Source organism: Pseudomonas sp. WS 5146 (assembly GCF_012985495.1).
In the GTDB taxonomy this organism is placed as follows: domain Bacteria; phylum Pseudomonadota; class Gammaproteobacteria; order Pseudomonadales; family Pseudomonadaceae; genus Aquipseudomonas; species Aquipseudomonas edaphica.
Genome location: NZ_JAAQWL010000004.1, coordinates 45586 through 63084, shown reverse-complemented (window position 1 = coordinate 63084; position 17499 = coordinate 45586). Strand labels below are relative to the sequence as shown.

Annotated in this window: 16 protein-coding genes; 5 read left to right on the top strand and 11 right to left on the bottom strand. The window is 62.5% G+C overall.

Going from position 1 to position 17499, the window contains the following annotated elements:
- Position 1: 1 nt before the first annotated feature.
- The 9 genes from HBO41_RS12590 to HBO41_RS12550 all read right to left on the bottom strand — a co-directional run bounded on the left by HBO41_RS12590 (position 2) and on the right by HBO41_RS12550 (position 10119).
- The gene (locus HBO41_RS12590) at positions 2–1012 is read right to left on the bottom strand and encodes an iron ABC transporter permease (protein WP_017136769.1); all 1011 of its coding nucleotides are present in this window, start codon (positions 1010–1012) and stop codon (positions 2–4) included.
- On the bottom strand, positions 1009–1956 hold the full coding sequence (locus HBO41_RS12585; protein ID WP_017136768.1) for an ABC transporter substrate-binding protein: 948 nt from the start codon (positions 1954–1956) through the stop codon (positions 1009–1011). The genes HBO41_RS12590 and HBO41_RS12585 overlap by 4 nt, the downstream gene beginning before the upstream one ends.
- Complete coding sequence (locus HBO41_RS12580) at positions 1953–2741, bottom strand: ABC transporter ATP-binding protein (protein WP_099548123.1); 789 nt, start codon at positions 2739–2741, stop codon at positions 1953–1955. The genes HBO41_RS12585 and HBO41_RS12580 overlap by 4 nt, the downstream gene beginning before the upstream one ends.
- Positions 2742–2858: 117 nt before the next feature.
- A complete protein-coding gene (locus tag HBO41_RS12575) occupies positions 2859–4967 on the bottom strand; it encodes a TonB-dependent siderophore receptor (protein ID WP_169986489.1) in 2109 nt (702 codons plus the stop codon).
- Between the two features lie 153 nt (positions 4968–5120).
- On the bottom strand, positions 5121–6503 hold the full coding sequence (locus tag HBO41_RS12570) for a PepSY domain-containing protein (protein ID WP_169986487.1): 1383 nt from the start codon (positions 6501–6503) through the stop codon (positions 5121–5123).
- Positions 6504–6619: 116 nt separating this feature from the next.
- Complete coding sequence (locus HBO41_RS12565; protein WP_138451572.1) at positions 6620–8680, bottom strand: TonB-dependent copper receptor; 2061 nt, start codon at positions 8678–8680, stop codon at positions 6620–6622.
- A 93-nt stretch (positions 8681–8773) separates the two neighbouring features.
- Complete coding sequence (locus HBO41_RS12560) at positions 8774–9184, bottom strand: DUF2946 domain-containing protein (RefSeq protein WP_017136763.1); 411 nt, start codon at positions 9182–9184, stop codon at positions 8774–8776.
- 10 nt (positions 9185–9194) lie between these two features.
- Complete coding sequence (locus HBO41_RS12555) at positions 9195–9677, bottom strand: copper chaperone PCu(A)C (protein ID WP_169986485.1); 483 nt, start codon at positions 9675–9677, stop codon at positions 9195–9197.
- A 46-nt stretch (positions 9678–9723) separates the two neighbouring features.
- The gene (locus HBO41_RS12550; protein ID WP_017136761.1) at positions 9724–10119 is read right to left on the bottom strand and encodes a DUF2946 domain-containing protein; all 396 of its coding nucleotides are present in this window, start codon (positions 10117–10119) and stop codon (positions 9724–9726) included.
- 670 nt (positions 10120–10789) lie between these two features.
- Between HBO41_RS12550 and HBO41_RS12545 the strand changes: the two genes are divergently transcribed.
- The gene (locus tag HBO41_RS12545) at positions 10790–11038 is read left to right on the top strand and encodes a DUF6124 family protein (RefSeq protein ID WP_099548128.1); all 249 of its coding nucleotides are present in this window, start codon (positions 10790–10792) and stop codon (positions 11036–11038) included.
- Between the two features lie 30 nt (positions 11039–11068).
- Here the strand turns inward: HBO41_RS12545 and HBO41_RS12540 are convergent, their stop codons facing one another.
- Positions 11069–11788 carry a cobalt-precorrin-6A reductase gene (locus tag HBO41_RS12540; RefSeq protein ID WP_099548129.1) on the bottom strand — a complete coding sequence of 240 codons (720 nt, stop codon included), beginning with the start codon at positions 11786–11788 and terminating at the stop codon, positions 11069–11071.
- Positions 11785–12990 (bottom strand): precorrin-6y C5,15-methyltransferase (decarboxylating) subunit CbiE, encoded by a 1206-nt coding sequence (cbiE, locus tag HBO41_RS12535; RefSeq protein WP_169986483.1) that lies wholly within the window; start codon positions 12988–12990, stop codon positions 11785–11787. The genes HBO41_RS12540 and cbiE overlap by 4 nt, the downstream gene beginning before the upstream one ends.
- A gap of 38 nt (positions 12991–13028) precedes the next feature.
- On the opposite strand from cbiE, the gene cobG reads away from it, so the two are divergent.
- The 4 genes from cobG to cobJ are packed head-to-tail and all read left to right on the top strand — an operon-like array spanning position 13029 to position 17362.
- Positions 13029–14375 (top strand): precorrin-3B synthase, encoded by a 1347-nt coding sequence (gene cobG / locus HBO41_RS12530; protein WP_169986481.1) that lies wholly within the window; start codon positions 13029–13031, stop codon positions 14373–14375.
- Positions 14368–14994, top strand: coding sequence for a precorrin-8X methylmutase (locus tag HBO41_RS12525; protein WP_017136756.1), 627 nt, complete (start codon positions 14368–14370; stop codon positions 14992–14994). Before cobG ends, HBO41_RS12525 begins: the two co-directional genes overlap by 8 nt.
- Positions 14994–15725 (top strand): precorrin-2 C(20)-methyltransferase, encoded by a 732-nt coding sequence (locus HBO41_RS12520; RefSeq protein WP_017136755.1) that lies wholly within the window; start codon positions 14994–14996, stop codon positions 15723–15725. Before HBO41_RS12525 ends, HBO41_RS12520 begins: the two co-directional genes overlap by 1 nt.
- Positions 15725–17362, top strand: a complete 1638-nt coding sequence (gene cobJ, locus HBO41_RS12515) for a precorrin-3B C(17)-methyltransferase (protein ID WP_169986479.1) — start codon at positions 15725–15727, stop codon at positions 17360–17362. The genes HBO41_RS12520 and cobJ overlap by 1 nt, the downstream gene beginning before the upstream one ends.
- Positions 17363–17499: the final 137 nt, after the last annotated feature.

Here is a 17499-nt window from a genome sequence, read left to right as displayed (position 1 = left end):
TTCAGCGCTTACGCATCAACCCGATAAAAAACAGCCCGCCAATCGCCGCCGTCGCCACGCCAATGGGCAAGTCTTCGGGGGCGATCAGGGTGCGGGCGGCGACATCAACCCACACCAGGAACAGGCTGCCCAGCAGCGCGCACACCGGCAATAAACGCCGGTGCTCAGCGCCCACAAGACGCCGCGCAATATGCGGCACCATCAGCCCGACAAAGCCTATGGAGCCGCTGATGGACACCAGCACACCGGTCATCAACGACGCCACCAGGAACACCTTCAAACGCACAGAACGTGCGTTCATGCCCAGGGTCACGGCGGTCTGTTCGCCGGCCATCAATGCGTTCAGTGGCCGCGCCATGCCCACCAGTATCAACAGCCCCAGCAGCACAGTCGCAGTGGGGATCGCCAACAGTTCCCAGCGCGCCAGGCCCAGGCCGCCGAGCATCCAGAACATCACCGCCGAGGCGGCGCGATGGTCGCCCATGAACAGCAGCAGGTTGGCCACCGCCATCATCACGAATGACACGGCTACGCCGCACAACAGCAGGCGATCACTCTCCAGGCGGCCGTTACGACTGGCCACGGCCAGCACCACCAGCATGCTCAGCAGCGCACCGATGAAGGCGGCGATAGGTAAGGTCAGCAAGCCGACGACTTCCCCTACGTGCAACACCACGATCACCGCGCCGAGAGTGGCGCCGGAGGTCACGCCGAGCAGGTGCGGGTCGGCCAGCGGGTTGCGCGTCACCGCCTGCAACACGGCGCCGATCAACGCCAGCCCGGCGCCGACCAGTGCGCCAAGCAACATGCGCGGCACGCGGATCAACCAGACGATATGTTCCTGGCCGGTGCTCCAGTTGACGTCACCGAGGCCGAAGGCCTTGTTGAGCAGAATCCGCCACACCACGTCCGCCGGCACCCGCGCCGAGCCAAACCCCAGCGAGATCACGCAAGAGACCAGCAACAACGCGCCAAGCGCACTCAGCAGCAGAGCATAGCGGCGGCTGATCATTCGCCGTGGAACCCTTTGGCCAGGGTTTCCACCGCCAGCACGTTGTCGATGCCTGGCGTTGCCTGCACATACGGGATCACGATAAAGCGCTGATTCTTGATGGCGTCCACCGATTGCAACGCCGGGTTATCCAACAGGAATTGTTCTTTTTGCGCGGCGGTGATTTCGCTGTAGTCGACAATCACGATCACCTGCGGGTTGCGCTCCACCACGGTTTCCCAATTGACGCGGGTCCAGCTGGCGTCGATGTCATCGAGGATATTGCGCCCGCCTGCGGCGGTGATCAGCGCTTGCGGCATGCCCAGGCGGCCGGAGGTCATGGCGCGGTCTTCGCCGCTGTCGTAGAGGAACACCCGAGGCTTGTCGGCGGGCAGGTGCTGTTGCACCTCGGCCACTTGCGCCTGCATCTGCGCGATCAAGGCCGTGGCGCGGTCCTGCACGTTGAAGATCTTGCCCAGGTTGCGCAGGTCGTTATAGGTGTCGTCCAGGGTCGCGGCCGGGCGCTTCATTACGAAGGCGCAGGACTCGGTCAGCTCGTAGACGTTGATGCCCAGTGGCTGCAAGGTTTGCGGCGTGAGATCGCCGCCCACGCGCATGCCGTAATCCCAGCCGGCGAAGAAGAAATCCACGTTGGCGTTGAGCAGGGTTTCCACCGACGGGTACTTGCTCGCCAGCTCCGGCAGGCCGACGAGAGTGTCGGCCATTTGCGGCGTCACCGACTTCCAGCCGGTGACGCCGCTGTAGCCGGCCATGTGATCCTTGAGGCCCAGGGCGAGCATCATTTGGGTCATGTTGATGTCGTGGCTGACCGCGTATTTCGGCGCTTCCTGAAAGGTCACGTCGCGGTTGCAGCTTTTGACGGTCACCGGGTAATGGGTGGCTTCGGCAAACGCTTGGGCAGTGCCGAACAACAACGCGAGAGACAACAGGGAGCGCAGGATCATGGTTGGGTTATCCAGGTGATTCGGGGGTAGCCGGCCAAAGGGTGAGCGTCGATCAAGGCTTCGACGCCGAAGACATCACGCAGCAACTCGGCGGTCAGCACTTGGTGAGGCGTGCCGCTGGCGACAATGCGCCCATGGTTGATCACGTATAAACGGTCACAGAAAGCCGCGGCCAGGTTCAGGTCATGAATGCTGGCCAGGGTGCCGATGTTCAAGCGCTTGACCAGCCGCAGCAACTCCAGCTGATAGCGCGGGTCGAGGTGGTTGGTCGGCTCGTCGAGGATCAACAATTGCGGCTGCTGCGCCAAGGCGCGGGCGAGGATCACGCGCTGTTTTTCACCGCCCGAGAGCGTGGCGAACGCGTGGTCTTCAAAGCCGTGCATACCGACCGATTCCAGCGCCTGCCGGATGAGATGCTGGTCGTGCAGTGTGTCGCCATCGAACAACCCCTTGTGGGGCGTGCGGCCCATGCCGACCACTTCGTCGACGCGCAAGCCGAAGGTGTCGGGGAACTCCTGCAGCACCACCGCGATGCGTTGTGCGCACCATTTGGCGCTTTGTTTCCACACATTCTGGTGTTCGAGCAGCACGTCACCGCGTTCGGGTTTGCTGAAGCGATAAGCGCAGCGCAACAGGCTGGTCTTGCCGCTGCCGTTAGGGCCGATCAGCCCGACAAACTCCCCCGCACCGACCTGCAGGCTGGCATCTCGCAGCTGGAAGCGATGATTGCAGTGGTCGTGGCCCGGTGGGGTCCAGCCAAGGTCGGTGAGGGTGAGTGAGGCCATCAATATTCTCAAGTTCAACACAGTAAATTGTGGGAGCTGGCTTGCCTGCGATAGCGGTGTATCAGGCAGACCGCTATCGCAGGCAAGCCAGCTCCCACACTAGTCCATGTGTTTCAGTTAGAAGGTGTAGTCCGCCGTGACGAAGAACGAGCGCGGCTCCCCGAGTATCCACTGTTGGCCGTTGTTGTACTGGCTGACGGCGTAGGTGCGGTTGAACAGGTTGTTCAGCTCAAGGCCCAGGGTGGTATTGCGCATGGCCTTCCACGATACGCTGGCGTCGGCCACGGTGTAGCTCGGCACTTCGCTGCGGTTGGCGGTGTCGGCATAACGGGCGCTGACGTAACGCACACCGGCACCGGCGCGAATGTCATCGGTCACCGCCTTGCTCAACCACAGGTTGGCGGTGCGGTTCGGCACGTCCACCGGGCGGTTGCCGTCGTGGGAAACAGCCTGGCCGTTGACCACTTCGGAAAAGTCGTCGTACTGCGCCCGCACAATGGCCGCATTGGCTTGCAGCTGCCAGGCGTTGGGCAGTTGCAGGTCCAGGCTGGCTTCCAGGCCGTTGGAGGATTGCTGGCCGACTTGCTCCTTGAGGGTGGTGCCGGGGATGCTCACCAGCAGTTTCTTTTTGACGATGTGATAGGCCGCCAGGGTCCATTCACCACGCTCGTCCCAGAACGCCTGCTTGAAGCCGATTTCGGCCTGTTTGGCAGTGGACAAACCAAACTGCTGCTGGCTCGGGCTCAGGCTGATCAGGCTGCCGACACCGTCGGTGCTGGTGGCGTACTGGCCGTAGACCGAAGTGCTCGGTGTGATCGCGTAGACCAGGCCGGCTTTCCAGTTGTTGCCGGTCAGGGTCTTGTCGGAATCTGTGTTCGCGGTTGTCAGGTCATGGCTATCGATGTGCAGGTAGTCGCGGCGTGCGCCAGTGATCAGCGAGAGTTTATCGGTCAGTTGCAGGCGGTTTTCGGCAAAAGCAGCGAGCTGTTTGGTGGTGCTGACCGACTGCGCAATAAACGGGCTGTCGCTCACAAACGGCTGTGGCACCGGATGCTGAATATCCACCGGCTGGCCGCCGCCTGGCACGTCGTTAAACGGCGCATTGCTGGCCAGGCGGAAGCGAATACGATTGTACTCAACGCCTGTCACCGTCTGGCTGTCGAGGCCGAACAGTGTGTGCTTGAAGGTGAACGTCTGGCGGTCACCGACCTGTTCCTGGTTGTGCTTGATGCCCAGGTAGTCCTGGCGCACCAAACCGCCATTCACAAAATTGTAGCTCTCGGCGTTCTGCCAGCGGCGCTGGTTTTTCAGGTACGACAGCTCGTTGGTGGCGGTGACGTTATCGTTGATCTGCCACTCGCTGGTCAGGCGCGTCCACTGGTCGTTGTAGTGCTGTTTGTCGTTGCTGACGTTGTAGTTTTTGTCGCGCAGGCCTTTGTGCAACTGGCCGTTGATCAGCGGCGTGCCGTAGTAGTTCTGCGGGCTCTGGTCGCCGTAGTCGTGGGCCAGGGTGAAGCTCAGGTTATCGGCCGGCTGCCAGCGCAGCGCGCCGCTGACGAAATCGCTGGCGGAGTCGCCTCGCGCGATAAAGCCGTTGCTGCGCAGGCGGTTGACGTTCAGGCGGTAGCTCAGTGTGTCGGTCAGCGAGCCGCCGCTGTCCAGGGCTTGCTGCTGGCGGTCATCGGAACCGTAGCCCAGGCGCAGGTGGTTTTCGATCTCGCCGCTGAACGGCTTTTTCGCAATGGTATTGATCACTGCGCCGGTCGCACCCTGGCCGTACATCACCGAGGCCGGGCCGCGCAGCACATCCACGCGCTCAACCGACCAGGTGTCCACGGGAAAGGTGGACGTGCCTGCGCCGTCGAACATACGCTGCCCGTCATACAGTTGCAGTACCGAACTCTGCCCGGTAAAACCACGGGCCTGCAACGACGTGCCGCCGTCGCCCGGCGAGCCGGTGCGGCTGATGCCGGTGGCGCGGGAGATGGCGTCCTGCACACTGGCGTCGCCGCGCTCGCGGATTTTTTCGCCGGTCTGGCTCTCGACACTGCCCGGGGTTTGCAAGGCCGTGAGGTTCAAGCGCGAACCGGCGGTGGTCGGCGTGTTCAGGTCAACGCGCTCGTCATCCACGGCGGGCGCGGTCACGGGGCTGGCGGGCAGGGTCAGCGCCTGGGCATTGTTGTGCAGGGCGAGCAGGCATACGCCGCACGCAAGGTACTTGTTCATCGGTCGATCAATCGCTTCTTGAAAGGGTGTGCTCGCCGCAGGGCGCGGCGAGCAACGATAACGCAGAAAGTGTTATAAGTTAACACTTATTGGCTGCGCGACTAAAGTCGCGCAAGGCTACAGAAGGCCTCTGCCGTGGGCATCTCGCCTGCTTCATGCAGAACCTGAGGCCGATTCACGTTGGCCGAAAAAGCGCGCCAGCACCAGGCGATCCAAGGCCCACACCACGATCAACGAAGCGCCCACCAGCGGAAAAATAATCGCCAGCGCGAGCATGATCACCATCGCGGTTTTCCACTTGGGCAGGTCATGGCGCAACGGCGGAACGCCCAACCCACCTTGTGGCCGACGCTTCCACCAGATCACCACGCCACTCACCGCACTGAGCAGAATCATCAAGCAGATCACCAGCACGATCAGTTGATTGACCCACCCGAACATCTTGCCCTCATGCAGCATCACGCCGGTTTCGGTGGCGCGTGCGACGAGGTTGTAGTGTTCCCAGCGTACATCGGCCAGCACTTTGCCGGTGTACTGGTCCACATGCAGGGTCGCGTCATTGCGTGGGTCGTTGGCGAACACCGCGACAGTAAACACGCCTTCGGCAGTGGTGGGGAACGTGATGCTGTAGCCGGGTTCGACCTTGCGCGCGTTGGCCAGGTCGACCACTTGTTGCAGGCGTACAGTCGGCGCGGCAGGGCCTGTATGCATCGCACCGTGGTTCATATGTTCGGCGTGGTCGCCGGACATCGGCATTGGCGTGTTCTCCATTGCCCACGGCACAGTCTGCTGGCTGGCCGTATTGAGGCTGCGCGCTTGCTGGTCGGACTGCGGCACGTTGTTCCACATCGCGGCGGGAAACTTATTCCACAGCTCGGCGTATTGTTTGCCCCAGAAGCCGGTCCAGGTCATGCCGCTGAGCAGCATCACCAGCAAAAATGTCGCGCCCCAGAAACCGGCGACCGCGTGCATATCGCGCCAGAACACTCGGCCACGGCTGTTCAAGCGAGGCCACAACACGCCCGCCGAAGACTTGCCGCGTGGCCACCACAGGTACACGCCGGATACCACCAGCATCACGCCCCAACCGGCGGCGAGTTCCACCAAACGGTCGCCGACGGTGCCGATCATCAGCTCGCCATGCAGTGCGCGGGCGATGGCTTGCAGGTTGTATTGGGCATCCTGTTCACCGAGGACGGTGCCGCGATACGGGTCGACGAACACCGTCACTTCGCGGTCATCGTTGTGCATCACGAATTGTGCGCTGCTGGTGGCGTCGGCGGGTGGCAGGTATTTGCTGATTTTGCCCTGGGGAAAAGCTGCCTGGGCGCGTTGCAGTTGTTCGTCGGCGCTGAGGGCGCGCTCGGCGCTTTGCACGTTGAGCAGGTTGCCGTACATCAGCGGGTCGAGCTGGGGTTTGAACAGGTAGATGATGCCGGTGAGGGCCAGCAGCACCATGAACGGGGCGACGAAGAGGCCGGCGTAGAAGTGCCAGCGCCAGGCCAGGTTGTAGAAGGAAATTTTTGGGGTGGTCATCATTAGGCTCCGCAAGGCTTTAGATATTTTTTGTCTGTCAGGCCGCTATCGCAGGCAAGCCAGCTCCCACATTTGGAATGCATTTCCCTGTGGGAGCGGGCTTGCCCGCGATGCTTTTAGAAGCTCATGTCGACTTTGGTCCAGAGCGTACGCCCCGGCTCCTTGATGGCTTGCGGGTCGTTGGCCGGGTAGCCGAAGCCTGCGTTACCGGCCAGGTTCAAATGCTCGGCATAGGCTTTGCCGAACAGGTTGTCGACGCCGGTGCTGACCTTGAAGTTTTTATTGATGCGGTACGCCGCGTTCAGCGAGAACACGCCAAAACCGCTGCTTTTGTCGAAGTCCTTGCCGACCACGTTGCCCTTGTTCTGGTCGATGCGGTTTTGCGCCGCGACCACGCGCCACAAGGCGCCGGCGCTCCAGTCGTCCTGGCTGTAGGTGAGGCCCAAACGCGCGTCCAGCGGTGGCATCTGCGGCAGCGCCTTGCCGTCGCTGGTGTTCTTGCCCCAGGCGTAGGCGAGGCTGGCGTCGGCTTTCCAGTGCTGGGTCAGTTTGTACGCTGCGCCCAGTTCACCGCCCATGATGCGCGCGTCGACATTGCGGGCCTGGGACGTGGTACCCATCATGCCGGGCTTGTAGTCGAACAGGATAAAGTCCTGCACCCGGCCGATATAGCCCGAGGCCCAGGCTTCAAGGTCGGCGGTTTTGTACTGCGCGCCGAAGTCGAGTTGGGTGGTTTTCTCCGGCTTGACGCCGTCGAAGGCATTTACCGAACCGACCGCGCCGGTGTTGGGCGAAAACAGCTCCCAGTAATCCGGGAAACGCTCCGAATGCCCGAGCCCTGCGTAGACGGTGGTGGGTGTGTCGGCCAGGTCGTGCTCATAACGCACAAAGCCCGATGGCAAGGTTTCAGCGCGAGTGTTGTCGGCGGTCGGGTTGGGGCGCGACATCATTCCCGAACCTGTGGTCTGGCGGAAATCCTTGGCCGAGGCGCGGTCCAGGCGGGCGCCGGTGATCAGCCGATCGCGGTCGGCGGCGTACCAGGTCAGCTCGCTGAACACGCCGTAGTTGTGGAAATTGGCATCCTTGACCCGTGGCAGTTCCTTGTAGGTGTCGATGCCCATGCTGCTGCGCTGGCGATGCTCGTTGGTCTGCGCATCCAGGCCGCTGATCAGTTGCACATCGGCCCAGCGCCAGGTCGCCTTGATGCGTGCACCGAGGGTGCGGCGGTCGACGTTGGAGGCCATCGGCCCGGCCATCATGCCGGTGCCCGACGGCGTACGCAGGCTGTAGTTGTCCATCACATGGTCGGCGTAGTTGTAGTAGACCTGCGCTTCGACCTTATCCAGTACCTCACCGATATTGGACTTTTCAAACCGCAGCCCCAGGCTTTCGCGCAGAAACTGCGAGCCATCCATGCCGCGCCCGGCGTAGCGCGCTTCGCCATCGCCACGGCCGGCAGTGAGCTCCAGCAGGGTGTCGGCATCGGGGGTGAAACCGACGGCCACGTCGCCATTCCACTTGTCGTAGCGCGAGGCGACGGTGTTGTTACTGCCGTCCTTGTAATCATCGGCGTGGGCCTGATTGCCGATCACCCTCACATAGCCCAAAGGCCCACCGGCAGCGGCATCGACCACCTTGTCGAAGCGCCCGTTGGAGCCGGCCAGCACACTGGCATTGACCCGTGTGCCCAGCTCGCCGAATTGCTCGGGCTCGCGCTCGAACAGGATGGTGCCGGCTGACGCGCCAGGCCCCCAGAGCACGGTTTGCGGGCCTTTGATCACGGTGAGCTTGTCGTAGGTTTCCGGCGAAATATACGAGGTGGGCGCGTCCATCCGCCCTGGGCAGGCGCCGAGCATCATGCCGCCATTGGTGAGGATATTCAGGCGTGAACCGAACATACCGCGCAGCACCGGGTCGCCATTGGTGCCACCGTTGCGCACCAGCGCGAAGCCGGGGATGGTCTTGAGGTAGTCGCCGCCATCGCTGGCGGGCACCGGTTGGCGTGGGTCTTTGGGGTTGGTGACAACGGTCAGCGGTGAGCTGGGGGCGATTGCGGTGATCACCGTGGGGCTCAACTCGTGATCTTCAGCCTGCGCGTGTGGTGCCAACAGCGCGCCACACAGAACGGCGAGAACGGGGGTACATCCCAATCGGGAGTCAGCAGAAAACCTGGACATGACAAATTCCATCAATCAATCGTAAACAACACGGCCAGCAGCCTGCGGCTGTCTGTCTAAAGTCGGCCGGTGTGAAGTGATGCTGTGAAGTGCTTACGAAGCGATAGGTGGGGCGCGGCTGCGGGCGCCAGGGAAGATGCTCTGCCGGGCGTGGCCCAGGCGGGTGGCGGGCGTCAGGGCATTCGCCGGTGGCGGGGTGCCGAGGCTGACATGGGACACGCTGCCGGGCAGGGCCGGGCAACTGAAGAGCAGGTCGCAATAACCGCACTTTGCCCAGAGGGCGTGGTGTTCGCTGGGAGCTGGCGTGTGCTCGCCATGGCTGGTCGACGGCATGTCCATGGACATTTGCATCGACATACCGGCGTGATGATCCATCGGCATCGCTTGGGAAATCAGCGGACCGATAAAAATCATCAACATGGCGAACAGGCTGATCCAACTGCCGCGCGCCAGGCTCATGGGCCTGCGGCGGTGTGGCGACAACCTGGCGCGAGGGGCGCCCATTTACGTTGGCCTATTGGGCGTGCATATGCTCGTGGCCGGCCATCGGCGGCGCTTTTTGTACCGAGACCTGAACCTGCACCGGGCCGGCTTTTTCGAAGTTCAGGGTGAGTGGGAAGTGTTGGCCGTCGCGCAGTTGGCTGCGGTCTTTCAGGTCCAGCAGCATCACGTGGTAGGCCATCGGCGCGAAGGTCAGATCACCCTTGGCCGGTACGGCAACGCTGGGCACTTGTTGCATCTTCATCAGGTCGCCTTGCATCACATGCTCATGCAACTCGGCTGTGGCCGCCACGGGCGTGTCGACGCTAAGCAAGCGATCAGCGCTTTCGCCCTGGTTATGAATCACAAAATAGGCGGCGACAGTCGGCGCATTCGGCGGCAATTCCTGGGACCAGGGATCACTGACCAGCAGGTCGCCGGCCTTGTAGTCATCGGCATTCGCAGCAACACACACCGGCAGCAACAACGCAGCCAGAAGCAGGGAAGATTTAAGCATGGCAGTTCTCCAGAACGGTTCTAAACGCAGTTCACTTGCGAAGAAATCAGACCGTTGGAGAAGCGCGGGGGTTAAGACTCGGCCATTGCTGGCGCGGGGTAGGGGCTTGCAGTGCGGGCGGCGACAGGCCCGGCACGGCATCAAAACGTGTGACATACAGCTGCGGCACATGCCCCGGTAACGCCACCAGCGGCGGTGAGCCCGAGCAACACCAGCAATGCTGCATGGCGGAATGATCTTCCTGGGGCGGCGTTGGGATGTCCAACTTGCCCAAGGCAATGGTCTTGAGGCTGGCGCCATTGGAGGAACAGAAACTGCCCCACAGCAATTGCCGCACGGGGTCTTGCGACTGTTGCATCGCGCTGGCCAGCGGCATGGCAAAGGCGTTGAACAGCACTGCAAAGCAGGCGATCCACACAATTGCAAAGCGTTGACGGGCCATGGCGGACAATCCGTAGGGTTAAGCGATCAGGTGGGTATTTAGCCTGATCGGGGGGCATAAGTAAAAAGCGGCGGTGTGGTTTGGTGTCGCAGTGGTTGCCTTCATGATAGCCGGGAACCACGGATTGCCAATTTTACCGACGGGTTGCAATCTCCAGCGTGACGCTGAACCCTGTGGGAGCTGGCTTGCCTGCGATGCGGACAACTCGGTTTTCCTGCAGTACTGAGGCGATGCTATCGCAGGCAAGCCAGCTCCCACAGTTTGGTGTGTGTTTGGCTATGGCTTGGTGTTGAGCTTGCTGATTGCACGAGCAATGCCCTGCTCATGTAGGCCGCTTCTAGTTGAGCCTGTACATAACCTAAATGTAGTGGTCGTCTACGGAAACGTCCGACAGGGATTTAAGGTTGTCCCTAGGAAGGTAGATCTCTAGTCTGCGTACACCGCTGCACACGCAGCGGTCGGGCGTCGCGGCCCGGATTGATTAAGCATTGCCTCCTTTCAGTTGACGCTTTTTTATCGTCTACTGTGCGGCGCTATGGTGGCTGTGCGCGGGATACCTTCGGGTATGCCGGTTTCCTTAATCTCCGGTCCGCGAACCTGCGCACAGCTGCCACCCTCTATCGCATCGCGGCGATCAGTGGCGGCTCCATTTAGATTAAGGAAATTCACAATGATCAAACCCACCCCAAATCCCCCCGTACGGCTATTCACCGTAGCCGACGGAATCAGCACCGAAGACCTGCTGGTCAACCTCAGCGAAACACTCGCCTCGGCTAATGCGCTGAGTTGCGACCTTGCGTTTGACCTGGATGGCCCGAAGCGAGAGGAATTGCTGGGCGTTGCGCAGTTGATTGAGCTGGCGCAATTGCTGGCTGAACGCGTGCATGAAGGCATAGGGCAGTCGACGGCAGCAGCCTGATAATGCATCCAAGTGTGGGAGTGGTGGTGTTTAGAGAGTGCTGGTTGCCTGCAGCACCGCAGCCACGTCGGTGAACTCTCGATCTACCTGCGCCAACACCGGCCGCTTCAACACCAACACCGGCACGCCACGCTCGCGTGCCACTTCCAGCTTCGGCTCGGTCGCCGCACTGCCGCTGTTCTTGCTGATCAACACATCAATTCCACGCCGTTCAAACAACGCGCGCTCGTCCTCAATCAGAAACGGCCCACGCGCGCCGATGACTTCACAGCGCTCATTGCCCGGATATACATCCAGTGCGCGCAGCGTCCAGAATTGATCGGCGGGGATTTCGTCAAGGTGCTGCAACGGCTCACGCCCCAAGGTGAACAACGGACGTTTGAAGGGTTTCAAGGCTTCGATCAGCTCAGCCCAATCCCCCACCTCGCGCCAGTCATCACCCGCCTGCGGCTGCCACGCCGGGCGCCGCAACGCCCAGCAGGGAATGCCGCACATTTTTGCCGCCGTGGCAGCGTTCTGGCTGATCTGCGCCGCGTACGGGTGGGTGGCATCGAGGATCAGGCTGATCTGCTCATCGCGCACAAATTGCGCCAAGCCTGCATGCCCACCGTAGCCGCCGACGCGCACTTGGCAGGTGAGGTCAGTGGGCACGCGCCCAACCCCAGCCAGGCTATAGATATGCTCCGGCCCCAGCGTGCGGGCGATGGCCAGCGCTTCGGTGACGCCGCCCAACAACAGGATGCGTTTCATAGCGGCTTGACCACGTCCAGCAAGGTGATCGGCAGCGCCTGGCGCCAGGTGTCGAACTCACCCAGCGGCTGGGCTTGGGCCACATGGATGCGCGTCAGCTCGCCGCCATGTTGCGCGCGCCACGCCATCAAGGTCATTTCGCTTTGCAGGGTCACCGCATTGGCGACCAAACGCCCACCAGGGCGCAGGTGCTGCCAGCAGGTGTCGAGCACACCGTCGCGGGTGACGCCGCCGCCGATAAAGATCGCGTCCGGTGCTTCCAGGCCGAGTAACGCGTCCGGCGCCTTGCCTCGAACCAGTTGCAGGCCGGGCACGCCGAGGGCATCGCGGTTATGTTCGATCAGCCCTTGGCGACCTGCGTCGGCTTCAATCGCCAGGGCGCGGCAGCTCGGGTGAGTGCGCATCCACTCGATGCCGATGGAGCCGCTGCCCGCGCCCACGTCCCAGAGCAATTCGCCCGGCATTGGCGCGAGCCGGGCGAGGGTCATGGCGCGTACATCGCGCTTGGTCAGTTGGCCGTCATGTTTGAAGGCCGAATCCGGCAGCCCGGCGAGGCGTGACAGGCGCGGGGTGTTGGCGTCGGCCAGGCAGTCGATGGCGACGAGATTCAGATCCGCAACCGAAGCGTGTTGCCAATCAGCAGCCAGCCCGTCGATGCGCTGTTCATCTACGCCGCCCAAGTGTTCAAACACGCTCAACCGGCTGAACCCGAAACCGGACTCGGCTAACAGCGCTGCAATCGCGGCAGGGCTGCGTCCGTCATTACTCAGCACCAGCAACCGCACGCCAGTGGCCAGGTGCGTATTAATCGCCGCCAATGGCCGCGCCACCAGGGATAAGGTCACCACCTCCTGCAACGGCCAGCCCAAACGCGCCGCGGCCAACGACACGGAGGACGGCGCCGGTAAAATCAGCAATTCCTCAGCGGCCACCTGTCGCGCCAGGCTGGCACCTACGCCATAGAACATCGGGTCGCCGCTGGCCAGTACGCAGACCGGCTCGCCACGACTGGCCAGCACCGGCTCCAGGGAAAACGGGCTTGGCCATAGCTGGCGCTCGCCACGAATACACACCGGCAGCAGGTCCAACTGGCGCTGGCCGCCTATAATCCGGGTGGCGCGCAACAGGGCATGCCGGGCGTTTCTGCCCAGCCCCTTGAAGCCGTCTTCACCGATGCCTACAACCGTCAGCCAGGGCGACATAAGAATTCCTTGAACGACATCCGACGGGCAGGCTTTTCATGCCGCCGGACAAAGCAGGCATAATACCGCGCCTTTACCCGTCAACCGGTAGCCCCGTGAACCCAACGCCCGTTCTGAATACCTTGCGCCCCTCGGCTTGTCCGGGGTTGCTGCGTATCGTCCAGGCGCTGGATGGCGGGATATGCCGGATCAAATTGGCCGGTGGTTCTATCACTGCCGCCCAGGCAGTTGCTGTGGCGGACGCGGCGCAGGCCTATGCGGGTGGGGTGATTGAGGCGACCAACCGCGCCAATTTGCAGATTCGCGGGATCGGTGCCGAGCAAGAGGCGTTGATCGCCGCGCTGCTGGCCGCAGGCCTTGGCCCGAACAACGCCGCTGGCGATGACGTGCGCAATCTGATGCTCAGCCCCAGCGCAGGTATCGACCCCCAGATGCTGTTCGACACTCGCCCGCTGGCCGATCAGATCCTTGCCACCTTGCAAAACCATCCACGTTTCCATGAGCTGTCGGCCAAGTTCGCCGTTCAGTTGGATGGCGGTGAAGCCCTGGCGATGCTCGAACATCACCATGACTTGTGGCTGTCGGCGTTCGAGCGCGATGGCGAAACACTATTGGCCTTCGGCCTGGCCGGTTGTCCGGGGCTGGATGCACCCTTGGGCGCTGTGCCGCTGGAGCAAGGCTATGCCTTGGTCGTGGCGGTGCTGGAAGCGTTTCTCGACCTGGCGACACCCACGCAAACCCGCATGCGTCATCTGGCTGTTGATAACTTATTGGCCCGCCTGAACCTGCCGTTACTGTCGGTGGATGGGTTAAAACGCCAGCCCAGTGGGGATTTGTTGCACTTGGGCACTTATCCACAGCGACAAAAAGATCTGTTTTACGTTGCCGCCATTGCGCCGCTGGGTCGTCTGGACTCAAGCATGCTCAAAGGCGCCGCACAGTTGGCCAGTGAGTTCGGCGACGGCACGTTGCGTTTTACGCCGTGGCAGGGCGTACTGCTGCCCAACCTTAAAAACCACGGCGCCGTGACTGAAGGCTTGGAGCAATTGGGCTTCCTTGGCTCAGTCGACCAACCCCTGGCACGCATGATCGCCTGCACCGGTTCAAGCGGCTGCGCCAAAGGCCTGGCCGACACCAAGGCCGATGCCCTGCAACTGGCCGCGCTGCAACCTGGCGCCGAGGTGCACCTGTCCGGCTGCCCACGCTCTTGCGCTGCCGCACACACCGCGCCGGTCACCTTGCTGGCGGTAAGCCCCGGCCACTACGACGTTTATTTTCGCGAGGCAGCCCACCCCGGTTTCGGCCGGCTGCACGCACGCACTCTTTCCATTGAAGCGGCGGGCGCCCTGTTACGCGGCCGCACACGGAGCAACACCGATGATTGATTACATCCGCGACGGTCAGGAGATCTATCGCAACTCCTTCGCCATTATTCGCGCGGAAGCCAAGTTGGAGCGCATCCCTGCCGACCTGGAAAAACTCGCGGTGCGGGTGATTCATGCCTGCGGCATGGTCGACGCCATCGACGGCCTGCAGTTCTCCGAAGGCGCAGGCAAGGCCGGGCGCGATGCGCTGGCCGCTGGCGCGCCGATTTTGTGTGATGCGCGCATGGTCTCCGAAGGCGTGACCCGCGCGCGCCTGCCGGCCAATAACCAGGTGATCTGCACCTTGCGCGACGACAGCGTGCCGGAGTTGGCGCGGGAGCTGGGCAACACCCGTTCAGCTGCCGCGCTGGAACTGTGGCGCCCGCACCTGGAAGGCAGCGTGGTGGTGATCGGCAACGCGCCGACGGCGCTGTTCTACCTGCTGGAAATGCTCGACGCCGGCGCGCCGAAACCAGCGTTGATTCTGGGCTTCCCGGTGGGCTTTGTTGGTGCCGCCGAATCCAAGGCGATGCTGGCGGCCGACAGCCGTGGCGTGCCGTTTGTGATCATGCAAGGCCGCCTGGGCGGCAGTGCGATGGCTGCCGCGGCGGTCAACGCCTTGGCCACGGAGGTCGAGTAATGCAGGCACGCGGACGTTTGATTGGCCTGGGCGTTGGCCCCGGTGACCCCGAACTGATCACCCTCAAGGCGCTGCGCCTGCTGCGCGAGTCGCCGGTGGTGGCGTATTTCGTGGCCAAGGGCAAGAAAGGCAATGCTTTCGGTATTATCGAAGACCACTTGGTGGCGCAGCAGACCTTGATGCCACTGGTGTACCCAGTGACCACCGAAGTGCTGCCGGCACCGATGTCTTACGAGCAGATCATCAGCGACTTTTACGACAACGCCAGCCTCGACGTGGCCGCGCACCTGGACGCTGGCCGCGATGTGGCGGTGATCTGCGAAGGCGATCCGTTCTTCTACGGCTCCTACATGTACCTGCACGACCGTTTGGCCGAGCGTTATGAAGCCCAGGTTATCCCCGGCGTCTGCTCAATGCTCGGCGGCGCTTCGGTGCTTGGCGCGCCGTTGGTGTACCGCAACCAAAGCCTGTCGGTGCTCTCCGGCGTGCTGCCCCACGACGACCTCAAGCGTCGGTTGGCGGATGCCGATGCCGCCGTGATCATGAAGCTGGGGCGTAATTTCCCCAAGGTGCGCCAGGTGCTGCAAGAACTCGGCTTGGCCGAGCGTGCGCTCTACGTGGAGCGTGCGACCATGGCTAATCAGAAAATAGTGCCGCTGGATCAAGTCGACCCGGCGTCTTCGCCGTACTTCTCGCTGATCATCGTGCCGGGTGAAAGGTGGCAAGGTTGATGCGCCCGGCGATTGTCATTCTCGGCCAAGGCAGCCTGGCGACGGCGCGCAAGATCGCGCAGGTTTACCCTGGCGCGCTGATCCACGGCTTGGCCGGGCGAGTTGAAGGGGCGGACCAGACCTACAGTGAGTTCGGCGCGACCCTGCGCCAGCTTTACCAACAAGGCACGCCACTGATTGCCCTGTGTGCTGCCGGTATCGTGATCCGCACGCTGGCGCCGCTGCTGCTGGAAAAAGGCGAAGAGCCCGCCGTGCTGGCCGTGGCTGAAGATGGCAGCGCCGTGGTGCCGTTGCTCGGCGGCCTGGGCGGTGTGAACCGGATGGCGCGCGACATTGGCGCGGCACTCGGCGTCGCCGCAGCGATCACCACCAGCGGCGAGCTGCGTTTTGGCACCTGCCTGCTCAACCCGCCAGCGGGTTATGCGTTGGCGGACCTGGAACTGGGCAAGCGGTTTGTCTCGGACCTGTTGGCCGGCGAAAGCGTGCGCATCGAAGGTGTGGCGCCGTGGCTGGATCAGGCGAATTTGCCGCAGGATCAGCACGCACGGTTGGCGATTCACGTGGGCAGTGCCGAGCGCGTGCCGGCTGCCAATGAGTTGCTGATTTATCCGAAGACGGTGTGTGTCACCTGTAAGCCAGGTGTGGATTTAGCTCTGCGCGTGCGAACGGCTTTGCATGACGCCGGTATCGCCGTGCAATCCCTGGCGTGCCTGCTGGCCAGCGACACGCAGATGGCCGAAGCCTCGTTGCAGCAAGCCGCAGTGGAATTAGGTGTGCCGTTGCGTTTTGCGCAAGTGGCGCAAGGCGCGGACATCGTTATCACAGTGGCAGAGCAACCGCTGGACCTGTCGCAGGTCGGCCGTGCCCGTGGCCGCCTTGCCGTGATCGGCCTTGGCCCTGGCGCAGCCGAGTTGATGGTGCCGGCGGTGAAGGCCGAGCTGGCGCGTTGCACCGATGTGCTGGGCTACGAAACCTATGTGCGCATGGCCGGGCCGTTCCGCGACGACCAAGTGCAACACTGCACCGACAACCGCGAAGAAATGCAGCGTGCTCGCCATGCTTTCGAATTGGCCGCTCAAGGCCGTTCGGTGGTGGTGGTGTCGTCCGGTGACCCTGGCGTATTTGCCATGGCGGCGGCGGTGCTTGAGGCGTTGCACGAATCCAGTGACCCGGCCTGGCATCAGGTCGAGCTGGACATTCTGCCGGGCGTCTCAGCCTCGCTGGCTACTGCCGCCCAGGCGGGTGCGCCATTGGGGCATGACTTCTGCGTGATGTCGTTGTCGGACAACCTCAAGCCCTGGTCGATTATCGAAAAACGCCTGGACCTTGCATCCCAGGCCGACCTGGCGCTGGCGTTCTACAACCCGATCTCGCGTTCGCGGCCTTGGCAATTGGGGCGCGCCCTGGAAATTGTCGCGTTGCACCGCACTCCCGAAACACCGGTGGTGCTGGGTCGCGACATTGGCCGCCCTGGCCAGACTTTGCGCGTCACCACGTTGGGGCAGTTGACGCCTGAGCAAGTGGATATGCGCACCATGGTGCTGATCGGCTCGTCCACCACCTGCGTATTCCCCCGCGCCGGTGGCGGCGAATGGGTGTACACGCCACGCTGGTACGGCGAGAAACCCGCTTCCTGAAATCAGCTCGCGGCAGGTAAGAAGGCTCCGAGTAACGCAGGGTGAAAACCTGTTGTTACTCGGGGCTTTTTCTTTTTTTGCCGATGAAAAAAGGAAGGTCTACCGGTATGCCTCGTTATTGCTGGTTGACGTTTTTT